At 45.0% G+C, this 19,656-nt stretch carries 13 protein-coding genes; 5 read left to right on the top strand and 8 right to left on the bottom strand.

The window, feature by feature from the left end:
• Positions 1 to 72: 72 nt before the first annotated feature.
• Both A136_RS15195 and A136_RS15190 read left to right on the top strand, forming a co-directional pair.
• Positions 73 to 2,478, top strand: a complete 2,406-nt coding sequence (locus tag A136_RS15195; protein WP_017063260.1) for a GH36-type glycosyl hydrolase domain-containing protein — start codon at positions 73 to 75, stop codon at positions 2,476 to 2,478.
• A gap of 74 nt (positions 2,479 to 2,552) precedes the next feature.
• Entirely contained in the window at positions 2,553 to 3,965 is a 1,413-nt protein-coding gene (locus tag A136_RS15190; RefSeq protein WP_017059416.1) for a phosphoglucomutase/phosphomannomutase family protein, read from the top strand.
• Between the two features lie 150 nt (positions 3,966 to 4,115).
• Here A136_RS15190 and A136_RS15185 read toward each other — a convergent pair whose 3' ends face one another.
• From A136_RS15185 to A136_RS15160, 6 genes are all read right to left on the bottom strand, one after another.
• A complete protein-coding gene (locus A136_RS15185) occupies positions 4,116 to 5,144 on the bottom strand; it encodes an ABC transporter ATP-binding protein (RefSeq protein WP_017063259.1) in 1,029 nt (342 codons plus the stop codon).
• Positions 5,144 to 6,769, bottom strand: coding sequence for an ABC transporter permease (locus A136_RS15180; RefSeq protein WP_017063258.1), 1,626 nt, complete (start codon positions 6,767 to 6,769; stop codon positions 5,144 to 5,146). The genes A136_RS15185 and A136_RS15180 overlap by 1 nt, the downstream gene beginning before the upstream one ends.
• A 244-nt stretch (positions 6,770 to 7,013) precedes the next feature.
• Positions 7,014 to 8,027, bottom strand: coding sequence for a Fe(3+) ABC transporter substrate-binding protein (locus A136_RS15175; protein WP_017059419.1), 1,014 nt, complete (start codon positions 8,025 to 8,027; stop codon positions 7,014 to 7,016).
• Between the two features lie 295 nt (positions 8,028 to 8,322).
• Complete coding sequence (locus A136_RS15170; RefSeq protein WP_017059420.1) at positions 8,323 to 9,552, bottom strand: ammonium transporter; 1,230 nt, start codon at positions 9,550 to 9,552, stop codon at positions 8,323 to 8,325.
• A gap of 27 nt (positions 9,553 to 9,579) precedes the next feature.
• Positions 9,580 to 9,918 (bottom strand): P-II family nitrogen regulator, encoded by a 339-nt coding sequence (gene glnK, locus A136_RS15165; RefSeq protein ID WP_004738200.1) that lies wholly within the window; start codon positions 9,916 to 9,918, stop codon positions 9,580 to 9,582.
• A gap of 238 nt (positions 9,919 to 10,156) precedes the next feature.
• Positions 10,157 to 10,525: a YacL family protein gene (locus tag A136_RS15160; protein WP_029235118.1), complete on the bottom strand. Its 369-nt coding sequence runs from the start codon at positions 10,523 to 10,525 to the stop codon at positions 10,157 to 10,159.
• 131 nt (positions 10,526 to 10,656) lie between these two features.
• Here A136_RS15160 and A136_RS15155 point away from each other — a divergent pair, with 131 nt between their 5' ends.
• The 3 genes from A136_RS15155 (at position 10,657) to A136_RS15145 (ending at position 14,354) form a co-directional block, all read left to right on the top strand.
• Entirely contained in the window at positions 10,657 to 11,811 is a 1,155-nt protein-coding gene (locus A136_RS15155; protein WP_017063256.1) for a sugar diacid recognition domain-containing protein, read from the top strand.
• Positions 11,812 to 11,938: 127 nt separating this feature from the next.
• Positions 11,939 to 13,204 carry a GntP family permease gene (locus A136_RS15150; protein ID WP_017059423.1) on the top strand — a complete coding sequence of 422 codons (1,266 nt, stop codon included), beginning with the start codon at positions 11,939 to 11,941 and terminating at the stop codon, positions 13,202 to 13,204.
• 16 nt (positions 13,205 to 13,220) lie between these two features.
• A complete protein-coding gene (locus tag A136_RS15145) occupies positions 13,221 to 14,354 on the top strand; it encodes a glycerate kinase (protein WP_017059424.1) in 1,134 nt (377 codons plus the stop codon).
• Positions 14,355 to 14,455: 101 nt separating this feature from the next.
• Here the strand turns inward: A136_RS15145 and acnB are convergent, their stop codons facing one another.
• Both acnB and A136_RS15135 read right to left on the bottom strand, forming a co-directional pair.
• Positions 14,456 to 17,044 carry a bifunctional aconitate hydratase 2/2-methylisocitrate dehydratase gene (acnB, locus tag A136_RS15140; protein WP_017063255.1) on the bottom strand — a complete coding sequence of 863 codons (2,589 nt, stop codon included), beginning with the start codon at positions 17,042 to 17,044 and terminating at the stop codon, positions 14,456 to 14,458.
• Between the two features lie 272 nt (positions 17,045 to 17,316).
• On the bottom strand, positions 17,317 to 19,650 hold the full coding sequence (locus tag A136_RS15135) for a patatin-like phospholipase family protein (RefSeq protein ID WP_017063254.1): 2,334 nt from the start codon (positions 19,648 to 19,650) through the stop codon (positions 17,317 to 17,319).
• Between the last annotated feature and the right edge of the window lie 6 nt (positions 19,651 to 19,656).

Genomic DNA, 19,656 nt, shown 5'->3' with positions numbered 1-19,656 from the left:
AGTCAGATAAGACTCAGCATCACTATTTAAAAATTAGCTGCATAGATGCAGTTTGTTAAAAAGGAAATGACAATGAAATACGGCTATTTCGATAACGACAATCGCGAATACGTCATCACTCGCCCTGATGTACCAGCACCTTGGACAAACTACCTAGGTACTGAAAAGTTTTGTACCGTGATTTCGCACAATGCGGGCGGTTACTCGTTCTACAATTCTCCGGAATACAACCGTGTTACTAAGTTCCGTCCAAACGGCACCTTTGACCGTCCTGGACACTATGTGTACCTGCGTGATGATGAGACAGGTGATTACTGGTCTATCTCTTGGCAACCAGTGGCAAAGAGCCTAGATGAAGCGAACTACGAAGTTCGTCACGGCCTGTCATACTCAAAATTCAAATGTGAATACAGCGGCATTACCGCAACCAAGACGCTATTCGTACCTAAGGGTGAAGATGCAGAAGTTTGGGACGTTGTATTAAAGAACAACACTGACAAGCCACGTACTATCAGCACTTTCTCGTTTGTTGAGTTCTCTTTCAGCCATATTCAATCAGACAATCAAAACCATCAGATGTCTTTGTACTCTGCGGGCACGTCTTACCAAGAAGGTGTTCTGGAATACGACCTGTACTACAACACTAACGACTTTGAAGGCTTCTACTACCTAGCTTCAACTTTCTCACCAGACAGCTACGATGGCCAACGTGACAACTTCCTTGGTATGTACCGTGATGAAGCAAATCCAATTGCGGTTGAAAACGGTAAGTGTTCTAACAGCGCTCAAACTTGTTACAACCATTGTGGTTCTCTGCACAAGCAATTTACGATTCAACCCGGTGAAGAAGTTCGCTTTGCGTATGTACTCGGTATCGGTAAAGGCAACGGTGAACGCCTACGTGAGAAGTACCAAGACACAGCAAACGTAGACGCCGCTTTCCAAGGCATCAAAGATCACTGGGACGAGCGTTGCAACAAATTCCAAGTTAAGTCGCCAAACGAAGGCTTAGACACAATGATCAACACGTGGACGCTATACCAAGCGGAAACCTGTGTGGTTTGGTCACGCTTTGCATCATTCATCGAAGTTGGCGGTCGTACTGGTCTTGGTTACCGTGATACGGCTCAAGATGCTATTTCAGTACCCCATGCCAACCCACAAATGACCAAGAAACGTATTATCGACCTGCTTCGCGGCCAAGTGAAAGCGGGCTACGGTCTACACTTGTTCGATCCTGACTGGTTCGATCCAGAGAAAGCCGACGTTGAGCCATCAAAATCACCAACAGTTGTTCCAACACCGTCAGATGACGACAAGATCCACGGCATTGAAGACACATGTTCTGATGACCACCTATGGATCGTTCCGACCATTATCAAATACGTAATGGAAACCGGTGAGCACGACTTCTTCGATGAAGTGATTCCATACGCAGACGGTGGCGAGGCGACAGTTTATGAACACATGAAAGCGGCACTGAACTTCTCTGCTGAATACGTAGGTCAAACGGGTATCTGTAAAGGTCTTCGAGCTGACTGGAATGACTGTTTGAACCTAGGTGGTGGTGAATCTTCAATGGTTTCATTCCTACACTTCTGGGCGCTACAAGAATTCCTAGATCTTGCTAAGTTCCGTAATAACGATGCTGATGTTGCGAAATACACTGAAATGGCAGCTAACGTTCGCGAAGCGTGTGAAACGCACCTTTGGGATGACGAAGGCGGCTGGTACATCCGTGGTCTAACTAAAAATGGCGACAAGATCGGTACCGCTCAACAAGCTGAAGGTCGTGTACACCTTGAGTCAAACACGCTAGCCGTTCTATCTGGTGCTGTATCTCAAGAACGCGGTGAGAAAGCGATGGACGCTGTTGATGAGAACCTTTTCTCAGAATACGGCCTACACCTAAACTCTCCTTCATTTACAACACCAAACGATGATATCGGTTTCGTAACTCGCGTTTACCAAGGCGTAAAAGAGAACGGCGCAATCTTCTCTCACCCTAACCCATGGGCCTGGGTAGCAGAAGCGAAACTAGGCCGTGGTGACCGTGCGATGAAATTCTATGACGCACTGAACCCATACAACCAAAACGACATGATTGAAACGCGTTACGCAGAACCATACTCGTACGTGCAGTTCATCATGGGTAAAGATCACCAAGACCACGGCCGTGCAAACCACCCTTGGTTAACCGGTACCTCTGGTTGGGCTTACTTCGCGGTAACCAACTTCATTCTTGGTGTTCGTACAGGCTTTGAAGGCTTAACGGTTGATCCTTGTATCCCGACTGATTGGCCAGAATTCGAGGTTACTCGTCAATGGCGTGGCGCAACTTACAACATCACAGTGCAAAACCCGAATGCAGTAAGCAAAGGCGTTGCCTCTATCACTATCAATGGTGAATCAGTTGAAGGCGCTATCCCAGTACAAGCAGAAGGCAGCGTGAACGATGTTGTCGTTGTTCTAGGCTAGTCACGCAATTTAACGAACAGCTCTTGTCTCAAGTCTTTACAGGCTTGAGACAATGAGACTAAAAGGATTTTCTAATGATTAAATTTGGTACAGGTGGCTGGCGCGCTTTCATTGGTGAGGAGTTCACTAGAGAAAACGTCCGTTTGGTAGCGCAAGCACTCGCTAACATCATCAACAACGAAGATGCAGCCAAGAATGGGTTTGTGATCGGCTATGACCGTCGTTTCCTTTCCGATAAAGCCGCATGTTGGTTTGCAGAAGTACTTGCGGCGAACAACATCAAAGTAAGCTTCATCGATAAGTTTGTTCCAACACCTATCGTGATGTTCCAAGCAAAAGAGATGGGATGCACCTACTCGGCGTGTATTACCGCCTCTCACAACCCAGCCGATTACAATGGCATCAAGGTATTCATTGAAGGTGGCCGTGATGCTGATGAGATCATCACAGAGAAGATCGAACAGCAAATCGCAACACTGACCAACGAAGATATTATTCGTGTCGATTTCGAGCAAGCATTAAACGACAAAGAAATCGAGATCATCAACCCGATGAACGACTTTGTTGATTCAATCATCAACTTCATCGATATCGATTCGATCAAGAAAGCTAACCTACGTGTACTGATTGACCCAATGTTTGGCGTTGCAAAAAATGCTCTGCAAACCGTGCTGATTAACGGTCGCTGTGATGTCGACGTCATCAACGATGGCAAAAACCCAGATTTTGGTGGCTTAATGCCGTCGCCAAATGCTGCAACGCTGTATCGCTTGAAGCACTTAGTTGCAGCAGAAGGCTATGACATTGGTATTGGTACTGATGGCGATGCTGACCGTTTGGGAATCATCGATGAGAAAGGTCACTTCATTCACCCTAACGAAGTGCTACTCCTACTTTACTACTACTTGCTGGAATACAAAGGCTGGAAGGGCTCTGTCGTTCGTAACATCGCAACCACACACCTACTGGATAAAGTGGCGGCAGATCATGGTGAGAAGAGCTTTGAGGTTCCTGTAGGCTTTAAGCATATCAGCTCACAAATGGAGGCCGATGACTCTCTGATTGGTGGCGAAAGTTCAGGTGGTTTAACCATTCGTGGTCACATCAAAGGTAAGGATGGCGTATTTGCTTCAAGCTTACTGGTTGAGATGATCAGTGTGACAGGCAAGAAGTTGTCTGAATTACTTGATGAGATTTACTCTAAATATGGCTATGCCTACACCGCAGAAGGCGATTGTAAGTTTAAACCTTCAGAGAAAGAAGCGCTTTACACTAAGATCTACGTCGAGAAGCAACTGCCTGAATTTGAATACGAAATTGAAAAAGTAAGCTATGAAGATGGTGCCAAGGTGTACTTCAAGAATGGCGGCTGGGTGATTGCTCGCTTCTCAGGAACAGAGCCGTTACTACGAATCTTCGCAGAAATGGAAGATAAAGACACTGCAGAACGTGTTCTTCAAAAAGTGAAAGACTTCCTCTCTCTATAAGCTTATAGAGTGCAGCAGTTTTGTATGGGACTTAACAAATCACTGCCTTGTTAAAGCCTATAAGTGAAGAACTCTTGCCCAGTACTTTGATTAAAGTGCTGGGCTTTTTTATCGCGATTCTTGTAACGATTAGTATCGCGTTATATCTCTTTAAAAAGCCAATACGCCTTTGGTATCGACTTTTACGTTGACCGGCATACCCACTTCAAGTGCTTCTGACGAGGTTGCTAATAACTTCTGACCATGCGCTTCGATTACATAACGACAGTGATCACCCATAAATTGCTGTTCTAGCACCGAAATAGCACTATCTTGCTCGTAACTTGCTTGGATATGCTGGGGCCTTAGCAGAAGCTCACATGTATTGCCGAACTCAATCTCCGTTTGCGGTTTGGCTTCAACCATACCCAAACTGGTTTCAAATTCATGCTCCGAAATACGCTGTGCATTGAGGTAGCTACCGCCACCCAAAAAGTCTGCAACAAACTTACTCGAAGGGTGGAAATACAACTCAGATGCCGAACCATACTGTTCAATCACACCATGGTTCATCACAGCCATCTTATCTGCAAAAGCAAATGCCTCTTCGCGACTGTGAGTCACAAAAATAGCGGTCACACCCTGCTTCTTAAAGATCTTACGAATTTGAGAAATCAGCTCATGACGAACTTGAGTGTCAATGTTCGAGAATGGTTCATCTAACAGCAGTAAGTCAGGCTTGTATGCCAAAGATCGGGCAATCGCAACACGCTGCTGTTGACCACCAGAAAGTTGATGCGGGTATCGTTCACCATACTCATCTAAGTGAACCAACTCTAACATCTCTTGAACTTTGTCTTTCTTTTGCTGCTCTGAGAGTTCTTTTAGTCCAAAGCCAACGTTCTGGTTGACCGTCAAGTGCGGGAACAGAGCGTAGTCTTGGAAAATCATACCGATATTTCGTTGCTCCGGTGGCAACCAATTATCGCCATCATCGATGGTTTGACAGTTTAAACTCATTACGCCACTACTCAATGGAAGCAGGCCAGCAATCGCCTTAAGTAAGGTGGTTTTCCCGCAACCACTTGCACCAAGAAGACAAACAATTTCACCATGCTCAACTTCTAACGAGAGCGCTTCCAAGATGGTTTGCGACTCATACTTACAAGTCAGATCTTTAATTGATAATGCACAACTCATTAGTGTTTCTGCTCCAAAGAACGGTTTACGATGATCAGAGGAATTAAACCTACTAACACCAGTAATACAGCAGGCATCGCCGCCAATTCGAGGTGCTCATCTGAGGCATAGTTATAAACATAAGTCGCCAATGTTTCGAAGTTGAAAGGACGCAGCAGCAAGGCCGCATTCAACTCTTTCATTGATTCGATAAACACCAGTAAGCCAGCGATCAATGCGCCACGTTTAATCAAAGGTAAATGAACACGGCGTAACATCTGATTGGTATTGCAACCCATGGTTTTTGAGGCCATATCCAATGAAGGGGATACTTTACTCAAGCTGCTTTCAATACTGCCAATTGCCACTGCAGAGAAACGTACGACCATGGCAAAAATTAGCGCGAACATGGAGCCAGAGAAGATCAAACCAGGTCGCCCCCACTCCATCACTTTCGCAATGTCATTGACCAAGTGATCCATGAACAAAACAGGTACCATCACCCCAATCGCTAACACGGTGCCTGGAACGGCATAGCCCATCGAAGCGAGACGCATATAAGCCTGATTTTTCTTACTCGGACTAACGCGTTGATTAAAGTTAACAATCATCGCGATAATCACGCCAATAATCGCAGCAGCTACCGAAACGTAAAGGCTGTTGATGGCATATTCTCTGAATTCAGGGGTCCAGCTTTGAGCAAAATATTTGTAGGCGTAAATAATGAGCTGGCCAAGAGGGAATAAGAACGCAACGCAAACTAATCCCCAGCACCAGAATAGTGCCAGCCATTTTTTCCAACCAGAAAGGTCGTAACGAAAATCTTCGCGGCTGCTGAACTGATTCTGGAATAGCTTCTGCTTACGGCGACTGTATCGCTCTGAGCTCAACAGTAGGATCACGATAACCAGCATGATTGCCGATATTTTCGCAGCTGCCGTTAAGCTTGAGTAGCCTAGCCAAGTATCATAAACCGCAGTCGTTAAAGTATTTACCGCAAAGTAACTCACGGTACCAAAGTCACCGATGGTCTCCATAGCAACAAGCGATAAACCGACCGCCATTGATGGACGAACAAGTGGTAAGGAGATACGACGGAAGCTTTCCCAAGGCGAGCATTTTAGCAAACGAGCAGATTGTAATAAGGAGACGTTTTGCTCCATAAATGCCGCGCGGCACAGCAAATAAACATAAGGATAGAGAACGAGAGACAGAACAATAATAGCGCCGGATAAGGTTCTAATATCCGGGAACCAATACTCACCGGGTCCCCACCCAGTAAGATCTCGCAGTAGAACCTGAACAGGGCCGGCAAAGTCGAACCAATCGGTAAAGATATAGCCAACAATATAGCCTGGCATTGCTAATGGCAGGACGAGTGCCCACTGCAAAACACGCTCTCCCGGAACACGGCACATTGCCATAACCCAAGCCGACGGAATACCAAAAACTAAAGACAGGAACATGGTTCCTATGACTAAAACCACCGTATTGTAGGCATAGGTAGGCATCACTGTGGACATCAGATGAGAAAATAGCTCATCTGTTTCTCCAACAGCCGTCGTAAAAATCGCTAAGATCGGTAAGACCAGTAATACAGCAATAATGCCGCTACTGGTGTTCCATAAATAATTCTTTTCTTTCATCGCCTAACTACAACGAGGCTTAATGAAACACAAATGCATTTGCAAATACATCTCATATCCTTTTAATGGTGGGGTTATTTATACCCATATACTCTAATGACTTCAAGGTGAGATGCTAATAACTCAAGGGATCAACGGGGTGCTTTGTATCAAAAAGTGATTTTCCAATAACAAACAACCCCAAGTAGCCAAAATGGCGACTTGAGGTTGTCATTTTACTTAGGCCGAAGCCTACCGTAATAAATTATAGATCGAACTTAACTTCGTCTAATAGCTTGATTGCAGCCGCGTGGTGGTTTGCAATTTCGTCTAGAGAAATAGTATCCGCTTTGAACTCGCCCCATGAAGCAACAAGCTCAGAAGGTTTAACGTCTGCTTTCACTGGGTATTCGTAGTTCACTTCTGCGTACATGCTTTGTGCTGTGTCACCAGATAGGAATTCCATCAGCTTAACGGCATTCTCTTCATTTGGAGAGTATTTAGCCATTGCCATACCAGAGATGTTTACGTGAGTACCTGTAGTCTCTTGGTTAGGGAAGTTAATGTAAACAGAGTCAGCCCAAGCTTTTTGCTCTTTATCATTAACCATCTTACCTAGGTAGTAGCTGTTACCAAGAGCAACATCACATAGACCTTCTTTAATCGCTTTAACTTGCGCGCGGTCGTTACCTTGAGGCTTACGTGCTAGGTTTGCTTTTACGCCTTCTAGCCATTCTTTCGTTTCAGCTTCACCTTTGTGAGCAATCATCGAAGATACTAGAGAAACATTGTATGGGTGCTTACCACTACGAGTACAGATTTTGCCTTTAAATTCAGGCTTAGTTAGATCTTCGTAAGTGAACTCTTCACCTAGACGACCAACACGGTCACGTGAAGAATAAACGCTACGTGTACGAGTTGTTAGAGCGAACCACTCGTTATCTGTATCTTGGTATTGAGCTGGGATGTTCTTTTCAAGTACATCGCTTTCTACAGATTGAACCAGACCTTGTTTAGTTAGCTCAGATAGACGGCTGATATCTACAGTTAAGACAACGTCAGCTGGGCTGTATTCACCCTCTTGAGCTAACTTCTCTGCTAAACCTTTTTTAGCAAACTTAACGTTTACTTTAATACCAGTCTCTTTTGTGAACTCTTTGAACATTGGCTCAACAAGGAAAGGTTGACGGTAAGAGTATACGTTTACTTCTTCCGCAGCCATTGCTGTCGGGGCAATTACACCACACGCTAGAGCTGAAAGTGTTAGCAGTTTCTTCATTGTAAAATCCTTTATATCGAAATGATAATGTCTATCAGTTGCGTTATTATATTCATCATTAACATAATTACAATGACGACCAACAAAAAATCCGTCTACTCAGACCATTCAAACTCTCACTTTTGTAACAAACCATTTCAACTTTGTGTCTTGTCGTTCCCCTTAAACAATGAGCCTAACTTCAACGTTCGTGTTTATATATTGTGCAACCGTAAATACAACAAAGCCCCGCAACAAGAGTTGCGGGGCTTTCTTTGTCCAACCTAACCCATTCAGATTAGGCGACGACTGTTGATTATTTTACTGATACAAACTCAGGGTAAGCGCCGACACCACAATCGTGCATGTCCATACCTTCAAGTTCTTCATCTTCCGTTACTCGGATACCGATTGTTGCTTTAAGCACCGCCCATACTGCTAGGCTGGCACCGAATACCCATGCAAAGATGACTGCTGCCCCCATTAGCTGAGCACCAAACGTTGCATCAGCGTTGCTTAGTGGCACAGCCATTAGACCGAAGAAACCACATACACCATGTACAGAGATAGCACCTACTGGATCATCAATCTTAGCTTTATCTAGTGCGATGATGCTGAATACAACCAATGCACCAGATACCGAACCAATCGCTACAGCAAATAGAGGTGATGGTGATAGAGGGTCTGCAGTGATTGCTACTAGGCCAGCTAACGCGCCGTTAAGAATCATTGTTAGGTCTGCTTTACCCCAAGTTGTTTTACATACTAGTAGTGCTGCAATTGCGCCTGCTGCTGCTGCTGCGTTGGTGTTAAGGAAGATTTGACCTACTGCTGTTGCGTTCTCAAAATCCGAAACCATCAGTTGAGAACCGCCGTTGAAACCGAACCAACCGAACCAAAGGATAAATGTACCTAGCGTTGCAAGTGGCATGTTTGAACCAGGAATCGGGTAGATTTCACCGTTCTTACCGTATTTACCTTTACGAGCACCGAGTAGTAGAACACCAGCTAACGCTGCTGCTGCACCAGCCATGTGTACGATACCTGAACCTGCGAAGTCACTGAAACCCGCTTCTGATAGGAAACCACCGCCCCAAGTCCAATAACCTTCAACAGGGTAAATGAACGCTGTTAGTACTACAGAGAAGATTAGGAATGACCAAAGCTTCATACGCTCAGCAACCGCACCAGATACTACAGACATTGCTGTTGCAACGAATACTACCTGGAAGAAGAAGTCTGATTCTAGAGAGTGATCTGCGCCTTCACCTTGTGTACCAATTAGAGTACCAAATGATGGCAACCAACCGCCTTCACCGTTGTCGACATACATGATGTTGTAACCAACCACTAAGAAAGCTGTACAAGCAATTGCGTACAAACAGATGTTCTTAGTTAAAATTTCTGTGGTGTTCTTTGAACGAACTAGGCCAGCTTCTAACATCGCGAAGCCTGCTGCCATCCACATTACCAACGCACCTGAAATGAGGAAGAAAAAAGTGTCTAGTGCGTAACGCAGTTCCGTTACTGTTGTTGTAAGTTCCATATTAAAGTCTCCAGTCCTTGTAATTCTTTAAAGTGCTTCAGCATCCATTTCACCAGTACGAATTCGTACGGCTTGGCTTAGGTCATACACAAAAATTTTGCCGTCGCCGATTTTTCCGGTGTGTGCCGCTTGGCTAATCGCTTCAACAACTCGGTCAACATTCTCAGCTTGGGTAGCAATCTCTAGCTTCACCTTTGGTAGGAAATCCACTTGGTACTCTGCACCACGATACAATTCAGTGTGTCCCTTCTGACGACCAAAGCCTTTCACTTCAGAAACAGTCATACCTTCAATACCCACATCAGAGAGCGCTTCGCGTACATCGTCTAATTTGAATGGCTTAACAATGGCATTTATTAATTTCATATTCGTTCCTTAAATTCTTACTTAATCCGTTAATTCTCTTATTACAATCCAAGTAGCGTGCCAAAAAGTTAAGTGCTTGATTTTAAATAAGATGAAGATAATAAGGTCGTAATAACGAAAAAGGCCGCACCAACATGGTGCAGCCTTTTCACTATCTTAATGCGCGATGCTCTTATTGCTCCAGTTTTGGGCAACGGAGCCTTCAAAGCTCTGAATGACTAACAAATAGGTCTTAGGACTAGTAACCTAAAAAATCCATCCAGCGTTCGATGAGCAGTTCGAAATCGTCGATTCCACAGCTTGCTTGGCTTTCACAGTTATAGAAGTCGAACTCACTGCCCTCTTCCATCTCTTGCTCATGCGCTAACACGTTTTCTTGAATCGTTACTTCGTCTTCATTAATCGCAAGGCTAATCTCTTTGCCAAGCAACGTCACTTCATTGCTCAAGTCCTGTCGAGATTGCTCAATCAACGCCATCACATGATCTAATTTTTGCTTATCTTTACCGATCTCTTCTTGAAGCCAACGGCCAACAACCTCATGGCCCATGCTGCATTTCACATAGTATTCACCCATTAGAGTGTTTCTAGTAAATTCAAACTCCATAACTCAACCTATACTGCATTAATACTCAAGCGATACTATTTCTGAGTATACCATTGTCTTGTCAGAAACGAGCGTATTGACGAATTTATCGTTACGATCCAACCTACACAGTCAATGAAGAGGAGGGCTCTATGCAGTTGAACGAAATGATTGCCAAACAAATTGTCGAACGAACCATGAAGATCATCCCACACTCGATTAATGTGATGGATAATAAAGGTCGCATTATTGGATCCAGTGATCCTACTCGCTTATACCAAAAACATGAAGGAGCGGTACTTGCCATCACCGAATCACGAGTCGTTAATATTGACGAAGCCACTGCCGAACACCTAAAAGGGGTTAAGCCTGGAGTTAATTTACCGATTCTATTTCAGGATAATGTCATTGGGGCGATTGGGGTTTCTGGGACACTGCAGCAAGTTCATCATTTTGGTGAGCTGGTGAAGATGACCGCTGAGCTTATTGTTGAACAAGCTGTACTTATGTCTCAAGTAGAATGGAATAAGAGGCATCGTGAAGAATTGGTATTGCAATTAATCCGAGGTAGCACGCTTAATGACATGCAACTGCAATCCATCGCACAGCGTCTGGATCTCGACCTTGCACAACCGCGGATTGCCGCCATCGTCAAGGTGTTACCGATAGGAGACACTGCGCCTTCATTGGAAAACTTACAGCAATTAGTACATTTACTTGAATATCCCGAGCGCGATAATTTAGTCGGTATCTTGTCTGTTTCACAAAACGAAGTGGTGGTACTCAAGCCTATAACCCTGATAGGGAACAGCTGGTCCAAGGATGCAGAAGCCAAGCGCGTGAAATTGCTACTCAAAAGAATAAAGAAAGAAGCTAAGTTTCAAATCAAGATTGCGCTTGGGGATTACTTTACCGGACTTTCTGGTTTAGCACGCTCATATGATACCGCTGAGCTCACTATGCGCAGTGTCGGTAACCGCCCCGGAGACATGTTTTTCTATCAAGACTATCGACTGCCGGCCATTATGAGTAGCCTGTTACAAGATCCATGGATTCGTGAGCAACTGGAGCAGTCTTACCTACATCTTCAACAACAGGACAGTAAAGGGATACTGATCAAAACTTTGAAGACATATTTAAAGCAGAACTGTGATTCAGCTCTCACCTGTAACGAACTACATATCCATCGCAATACGCTACGCTATCGAACAGACAAGATAAACCAAATAACATCATTAAATATCAACAATATAGACGATCTATTTCAACTCTACATTGCAATAAATCTATTCCACTGGTCGAACTAAAAAATGTGCAACTGCACAATTTAAAAGGACCGATTTGAGCACTTATTTGTAGAGAATGACAAAGACTTACCAACCCTATATCTTTATATTTGCCGAAAATGACACATCGTTATCTGGGAAATAGAACATGATTGAAGTTTCAACTCTTGGCGCACTTTCAGCATTGATTGTTGCTATCGCGCTCATTCTTAAAAAAGTGCCACCCACCTACGGCATGATCATCGGTGCTTTGGTTGGCGGCGTGGTTGGCGGCGTTTCTCTCACCGAAACCGTTGAGTTAATGATAGGTGGTGCCCAAGGGATCGTCACTTCAGTGATGCGAATTCTCGCCGCTGGTGTGTTGGCCGGCGTACTAATTGAATCAGGGGCGGCTACCTCGATTGCAGAATCCATCATCAAAAAAGTAGGCGAAACTCGCGCCTTACTTGCTCTTGCCATTGCGACCATGATTTTAACCGCTGTTGGCGTTTTCGTTGATGTGGCCGTTATCACGGTTTCTCCTATTGCACTGGCTATTGCTCGCCGCGCAGACCTTTCTAAAACCGCGATCCTTTTGGCGATGGTGGGTGGCGGTAAAGCAGGTAATGTCATGTCGCCTAACCCAAATGCCATTGCGGCGGCTGATGCGTTCAATGTTCCGTTAACCTCTGTGATGGCTGCAGGCGTGATTCCGGGTCTATTTGGGCTGCTTTTCGCCTACTTCTTGGCAAAGCGCCTCGTCAATAAAGGTTCAAAAGTAGCGGAAAGTGAAGTGGTCAAAGCGGATCAAAGTTCACTGCCAAGCTTTTCTTCTTCAATCGTTGCACCGTTAGTGGCTATTGCCCTACTCGCGCTGCGACCACTCGCTGATATCAATGTTGATCCTCTAATTGCATTACCCTTGGGTGGATTGCTGGGTGCACTGGCTATGGGTCGCTTCAAACAAGCCAATAGCTTTGCGGTTTCAGGCTTGTCACGTATGGCACCGGTTGCTGTAATGCTACTGGGCACAGGAACCATTGCAGGCATCATTGCTAACTCAGGACTAAAAGCTGATCTGATTGAAGTGCTGACGATGTCTGGGCTGCCTTCTTACTTACTTGCTCCGTTTTCTGGCGCACTGATGGCACTATCAACCGCATCGACAACTGCCGGAACAGTAGTGGCATCGAATGTATTTGCCAGCACCATTCTTGAGCTAGGTGTTCCAGCTCTCGCAGGCGCAGCAATGATCCACTCTGGTGCGACAGTACTTGACCATATGCCACATGGTAGCTTCTTCCATGCCACGGGTGGTGCGGTACATATGAGTATTCATGAACGTCTAAAACTCATCCCTTATGAGTCAGCGGTCGGTCTTGTTATCGCCTTCGTCTCAGTAATGATCTTCGGTGTATTTGGTCTGTTTGTTTAAGTTTAAAGGTATCAAAATGAAAATTGTAATTGCTCCTGACTCATATAAAGAAAGCCTATCAGCAATGGGCGTTGCTCAAGCGATTGAAGATGGCTTTAAACAGCTAATACCAAACGCCGAATACGTAAAATTACCAATGGCTGATGGTGGTGAAGGCACAGTACAATCTCTGGTGGATGCGACCAATGGCTCTATCATCCAACATCCAGTGATTGGTCCATTAGGTGAAATTGTCGAAGGCTTCTACGGTATGTTCGGTGACGGTAAAACTGCCATTATTGAAATGGCGGCCGCTTCCGGCCTAGATTTAGTCTCTCCAGAACAACGTAATCCACTAAAAACCACTACCTATGGTACGGGTGAGTTGATCAAAGCCGTATTAGATAAAGGTGTTGAGCATATTATTATTGGCATTGGTGGTAGTGCGACCAATGATGGTGGCTTAGGAATGGCTCAAGCGCTAGGCATTCGTATGCTAGATGCAGAGGGTCACGAGCTGGTGTTTGGTGGTGGTGAACTGTCAAAACTGACAACCATTGATCTCACCAACCTCGACCCACGCCTACAAAACGTACGCTTAGAGGTCGCTTGTGATGTCGATAATCCATTATGCGGACCAAAAGGGGCATCACAGGTATTCGGTCCGCAAAAAGGCGCAACACCAGAAATGGTTGAGCTGTTAGATGCTAACCTTGCTCATTATGCCAGTATCATGAAAAACCAGTTAGGCGTCGATGTCATTGATCTCCCTGGTGCTGGCGCGGCAGGCGGTCTAGGCGCGGCACTTGTTGGCCTGTTAAATGCGGAGCTTCGCCCTGGTATTAACATCGTAATGGACGCCGTCAATTTAGATGAAATAGTCTCAGATGCTGATCTTGTGATTACAGGAGAGGGGCGCATTGATAGCCAAACCATTCATGGCAAAACACCGATTGGTGTCGCTCGCACAGCCAAAAAACATAAACTGCCTGTCATCGGTATTGCCGGCTGTCTAGCCAGTGATTGTGGTGTGGTTCATGAGCATGGTATCGACGCGGTATTTGCGGTAGTGAACCGTTCAGTAGACTTGCCGACAGCTTTGGCTGAAGCGGCTGAAAATATTGAACTTACTGCTCGCAATGTTGCAGCAATGTATACGATTAAGCACTAATCGAGCTCTCTGTAAGCTAAAAGCAATTTTCGCTGTATGCTAAAAGCAATTAAGGCCGCTATTCACAGCGGCCTTAATTATATTTACAACAAAATCAGACGTTACGCAGGCTCTTGGAAGATAACCGTGTCTGCTTTTTCCGTGTACTGACCCATTTTATGGAAGTTCAGGTAACGGTATGTATCAGCAGCCGTTGCATTAATCTTCTCAGCGTACTCTAAGTACTCTTCTTTCGTTGGGATGCGACCTAGAATCGCGCCAACAGCAGAAAGCTCAGCAGAAGCCAGATAAACGTTCGCGCCATTACCTAAGCGGTTCGGGAAGTTACGCGTTGACGTCGACATAACCGTCGAAGCATCAGCAACACGAGCTTGGTTACCCATACATAGTGAACAGCCAGGAGTTTCGATACGTACCCCAGCACGACCGAAGATGCCGTAGTAGCCTTCTTCTGTCAGTTGGTCTTTATCCATCTTCGTTGGCGGAGCCACCCATAGGCGAGTATTTAGCGAGCCGTTAAACTCTTCTAGCATCTTACCAGCGGCACGGAAGTGACCGATGTTGGTCATACAAGAACCGATGAACACTTCTTGAATCTCTGTGCCTTGAACGTCAGATAGAAGACGAGCATCATCTGGATCGTTTGGTGCACATAGGATTGGTTGATCGATATCAGCAAGGTCAATCTCGATAACGTGCGCGTATTCCGCATCTGAATCAGCAGACAGCAACTCAGGATTAGCTAGCCACTCTTCCATTGCTGTAATACGACGCTCAATCGTACGAACATCACCGTAACCTTCAGCGATCATCCACTTCAGCATCACGATGTTCGAGTTCAAGTACTCAGAGATAGACTCTTCAGAAAGCTTAACGGTACAACCTGCAGCAGAACGCTCAGCAGATGCATCAGAAAGCTCAAATGCTTGCTCAACAGATAAGTGCTCAACACCTTCAATTTCTAGTACACGACCAGAGAATTCGTTGATCTTACCGGCTTTCTCTACCGTTAGTAGGCCTTGCTTGATGCCGTAAAGAGGAATGGCATGTACTAGGTCACGTAGCGTGATACCCGGTTGCATTTCACCTTTAAAGCGAACCAAGATAGATTCAGGCATATCAAGAGGCATAACGCCTGTTGCTGCAGCAAATGCTACCAAGCCAGAACCCGCAGGGAATGAAATACCTAGAGGGAAACGAGTATGCGAGTCACCACCTGTACCTACAGTATCAGGAAGAAGCATACGGTTTAGCCATGAGTGGATAACGCCATCACCCGGACGAAGTGAAACACCCGCACGATTCATGATGAAATCAGGTAGCGTATGGTGAGTGTTTACATCGACTGGTTTAGGGTATGCCGATGTGTGACAGAAAGACTGCATTACAAGGTCTGCAGAGAAACCAAGACACGCCAGATCTTTAAGCTCATCACGAGTCATAGGACCGGTCGTATCTTGAGAACCGACTGTCGTCATTTTAGGTTCACAGTACTGACCAGCACGAACACCTTCAACGCCACATGCTTTACCAACCATCTTCTGAGCTAGCGTGTAGCCTTTATCAGATGCAGATGGATCGATTGGTTTAGCAAACAGATCCGTTTCAGCTAGACCTAGAGCGTCACGAGCACGACCCGTTAGACCACGACCGATGATCAGTGGAATACGGCCACCAGCACGCACTTCATCAAGAAGTACTTTGCTTAGCTCAAAGTTTGAGATCACAGAACCGTTCTTGTGAACAACACCTTCGTACGGGTAGATATCAATGATATCGCCCATGTTCATGTCTTGTACGTTCAGTTCAATGGGTAGTGCGCCTGAATCTTCCATTGTGTTGTAGAAGATTGGTGCAATTTTACCACCAAGACAAACACCGCCAGTACGCTTGTTTGGTACGAATGGGATATCTTCACCCATGAACCAAAGTACTGAGTTTGTTGCCGATTTACGTGAAGAACCTGTACCAACAACATCACCAACGTAAGCCAGTGGAATGCCATCTTTTTGCATTTCTTCAATTTGTTTGATTGGACCAACGCTACCCTGTTCATCAGGAGTAATGCCATCACGTTCCATCTTCAGCATCGCTTTCGCGTGTACTGGGATGTCAGGACGTGACCATGCATCAGGCGCTGGAGATAGGTCATCGGTGTTCGTTTCACCAGTGACTTTAAATACTTTAACGGTAATTTTTTCCGCTACTTTGTCTTTAGCTGTAAACCATTCAGCATCAGCCCAAGATTGAAGCACTTGTTGTGCTGAAGCATTACCTGCTTTCGCTTTCTCTTCGACATCGTAAAACGCATCGAACATAAGTAAAGTATGAGACAGGGCTTTAACAGCGATTGGAGCAAGTTCAGCGTCATCTAGTAGAGATACTAGAGATTCGATGTTGTAACCGCCTTGCATAGTACCAAGCAGTTGTGCAGCTTTTGCTTTGCTTACTAGTGGAGATGTCACTTCACCTTTAGTGATAGCCGTAAGAAAGCCCGCTTTTACATAAGCAGCTTCATCTACACCCGGTGGAATGCGGTTTTCTAGTAGGTCAAGAATGATTTCTTCTTCACCTTGAGGTGGATTTTTCAGAAGTTCAACTAGGCCAGCTACCTGCTCAGCATCTAGTGGTTTTGGAACAACTCCCTCGGCAGCACGTTCTTCGACGTGTTTACGGTAGGCTTCAAGCACGACTTTTTTCCTCTCATTGCGGTTCACTTCTTACCTTCATAATTGTTAGTAAAATAAAGAAGTGAACATCCTTGGAAACTTGGCTCTCCATTGCCATTTTTGTCATTCAATTTGTATTGATGAGCGGCGTCATAGAGGCCAAACTGTGGGCGATAGAATAGCAAATTTAACGTTAAATTAAAATCTTATCATTTTGACCAACATAGCAAGTTAAGACGAAAGTCCCACTATTTTTGCCTAATTACGCAGTTAAACGGCTACTCTACGCATGATTATTTGTAGGAAGTACCGACAATCAAATAGACCGAATCATAGTTATCTTCAGTTCGGCCATAAGCCAAAATGATCGGTCCTATTGGCGAATCAACACCAGCAAAAACAGAACCTGCGGTGTACATTGGTGCTTCATCAATGGTTAAATCATTGTTCGACCAAACACCACCATGTTCTATGGATGCACCTACGTAGAACGGTGATTTAAAGAGGCCGAAGTCATTTTCAAACCACTTATAACGATAGATAAGGCTGGTGTAGGCCAAGTTCTGACCTATCATACTATTCCTTGGAATACCTGACAGGTTTAAGAAGCCACCAAGCTCTTTGGGGTCGATTGGAAAAACAGAGTTTTTACTTTCTACAATTCCGTAATCCAGCTTTGCGACTAAAGTATGCTTCTCAATACTCTTTGCTGCCATGAAATTAGCCGAAAACTCATAAACCGTATCACTCTCAGACGTTAAATCCGATTCACCAAGAGAGCTGTCATTATCAAAATCATCATGAGAAACGAGGTACTCTAAATCGACAAAGTAACCCTTGGTCGGTAAGCTGAAATTATCCAAAGTATCCAGTCGGTAACCCATGAAGCCACCAATACGCTTGTAGCCACCACTGCCCAATGAAGGTAACGAAGAAACCTCAACATCCCCATCTGTATAACGAACACCAAATGTCAGCTCCTGCCACAAGGTTGGTTGATAGCCTAATGCCAATTCACCGACATATTCACTATACGTCATAGGGAGATAATCTTTCGTTACGTCCAGTGTCGGTTCTTCAATATCATCAATATCTGCGGGTAGGTTTCTGTTCTCTTTGCTGTAAACAACCGATGCAGAAGTGAACAGTTTTTGACTCGAAAAGAAGGGCGAGTAAAGTTCCGCTTCAATTCGTTTGTCAGTACCCATCTCGACGTTAGTTCTTAGCTCTGCACCATGCTTATTAATATCGGTAAAGTTGGCTGAGACACCGATCGAGTACTGACTGGTAGTAGAGAAATCATCTTCAAGAAAGAATCGAAAGTTGAGGTAGTTTGGGCCCCAAGACTTTTCGTTCACATCGACTTGAAGTTGATCTTCACCGTCAACGTTGTCAAATTCATAAGTGACCAACTCAAATCTATCCAGTGCATAGAGATCTTTCACTTTAGATTCGATTTCACTGGTTTTCAAAACCTCACCAGAATCGAGATTTAAGCGGTTTTCGATCAACTTATCTGAATAGTGGGTGTTGTTGTTGATGACAACCCTATCGACGACAGTCTTATCGCCATGTTTCAGCTGTCTGCGTGCTTTTTGTTTGTCCTCGATATAATGCTGATAATCGGCATTTGAGAGCGATAGCTTAGAAAGTTCATCAGTATGCTGCTTAGCAGCTTCATAGCCCGCGAGGAAAGCCGATGGCATTTTATCAAATTCTGTCGTCTCCATTTCCCCAACATCTGGGCGCAGGAAGACATCATCGTCTGTTAAAGTTTCAGCTTGCTCTTGGGTGCTGCGTTGGACCAAATAATTCGAGAGTTGGTCAGCTGCCGCTAGAAAATTCGTGAAGTCTTCTTTGCCTTTGTAATTGGTACTGATATCCACCGCAATGACGATGTCCGCGCCCATCGCTCTAGCAACGTCGACTGGCATATTATTGGTGACACCACCATCAACCAGCATTCGGCCATCTAATTCATAAGGGGGAAGCGCTCCGGGAACTGACATACTGGCCATCATCGCATCAACAAGGTGACCATGGTCGATGACCACTTCTTCAAGCTCAATAATGTCGGTTGCGACTGAACGGTATGGGATAGCAAGATGGTCAAAAGAGTCGAGTGGAGATAGGTTACCTGTGGTCTCACGCAGAATACGCAACATATTCTGACCTTGAACCACGCCTTTCCTAGCTTTGATTTCGCCCCAACCTAAACCGAGATCGGTGTTCAGTTGGTAGCGGTCTTCATATTCTTTGTCACGTACACGGCGATCACTACGGTTAACGCGATCACGATAACCGCGATTCCAATCAACCGTATAAATAAAGCTCTCGATCTCATCAGCACTCATCCCTGTCGCATAAAGACCACCAACGTATGAGCCCATACTGGTACCGGTAATGTAATCAACCGGGATTTGCATCTCTTCTAGAGCTTTAAGCACACCAATGTGAGCTGCACCTTTTGCCCCACCACCAGCAAGAACGACAGCAACGGTTGGCCTTTTATGAGCTTGTTCAGCCTGCTGAGATTGATCAATCTGTGTCGCGGTGGATGCAAACAGCTGAAAACTGATCACAGTACCGACAACACCTAAGCCACTCACTAACCAACGAGAAATCATTATTTT

It is taken from the genome of Vibrio crassostreae 9ZC13, assembly GCF_000272045.2.
Taxonomy (GTDB): domain Bacteria; phylum Pseudomonadota; class Gammaproteobacteria; order Enterobacterales; family Vibrionaceae; genus Vibrio; species Vibrio crassostreae_C.
This window is presented reverse-complemented; position numbering and strand designations above follow the sequence as displayed.

What these genes read in the sequence shown, in the direction of transcription:
- A136_RS15195 (WP_017063260.1), top strand. Translation starts at nt 73, where the DNA reads ATGAAATACGGCTATTTCGATAACGACAATCGCGAATACGTCATCACT.
- A136_RS15190 (WP_017059416.1), top strand. Translation starts at nt 2,553, where the DNA reads ATGATTAAATTTGGTACAGGTGGCTGGCGCGCTTTCATTGGTGAGGAG.
- A136_RS15185 (WP_017063259.1), bottom strand. Translation starts at nt 5,144, where the DNA reads ATGAGTTGTGCATTATCAATTAAAGATCTGACTTGTAAGTATGAGTCG.
- A136_RS15180 (WP_017063258.1), bottom strand. Translation starts at nt 6,769, where the DNA reads ATGAAAGAAAAGAATTATTTATGGAACACCAGTAGCGGCATTATTGCT.
- A136_RS15175 (WP_017059419.1), bottom strand. Translation starts at nt 8,027, where the DNA reads ATGAAGAAACTGCTAACACTTTCAGCTCTAGCGTGTGGTGTAATTGCC.
- A136_RS15170 (WP_017059420.1), bottom strand. Translation starts at nt 9,552, where the DNA reads ATGGAACTTACAACAACAGTAACGGAACTGCGTTACGCACTAGACACT.
- glnK (WP_004738200.1), bottom strand. Translation starts at nt 9,918, where the DNA reads ATGAAATTAATAAATGCCATTGTTAAGCCATTCAAATTAGACGATGTA.
- A136_RS15160 (WP_029235118.1), bottom strand. Translation starts at nt 10,525, where the DNA reads ATGGAGTTTGAATTTACTAGAAACACTCTAATGGGTGAATACTATGTG.
- A136_RS15155 (WP_017063256.1), top strand. Translation starts at nt 10,657, where the DNA reads ATGCAGTTGAACGAAATGATTGCCAAACAAATTGTCGAACGAACCATG.
- A136_RS15150 (WP_017059423.1), top strand. Translation starts at nt 11,939, where the DNA reads ATGATTGAAGTTTCAACTCTTGGCGCACTTTCAGCATTGATTGTTGCT.
- A136_RS15145 (WP_017059424.1), top strand. Translation starts at nt 13,221, where the DNA reads ATGAAAATTGTAATTGCTCCTGACTCATATAAAGAAAGCCTATCAGCA.
- A136_RS15135 (WP_017063254.1), bottom strand. Translation starts at nt 19,650, where the DNA reads ATGATTTCTCGTTGGTTAGTGAGTGGCTTAGGTGTTGTCGGTACTGTG.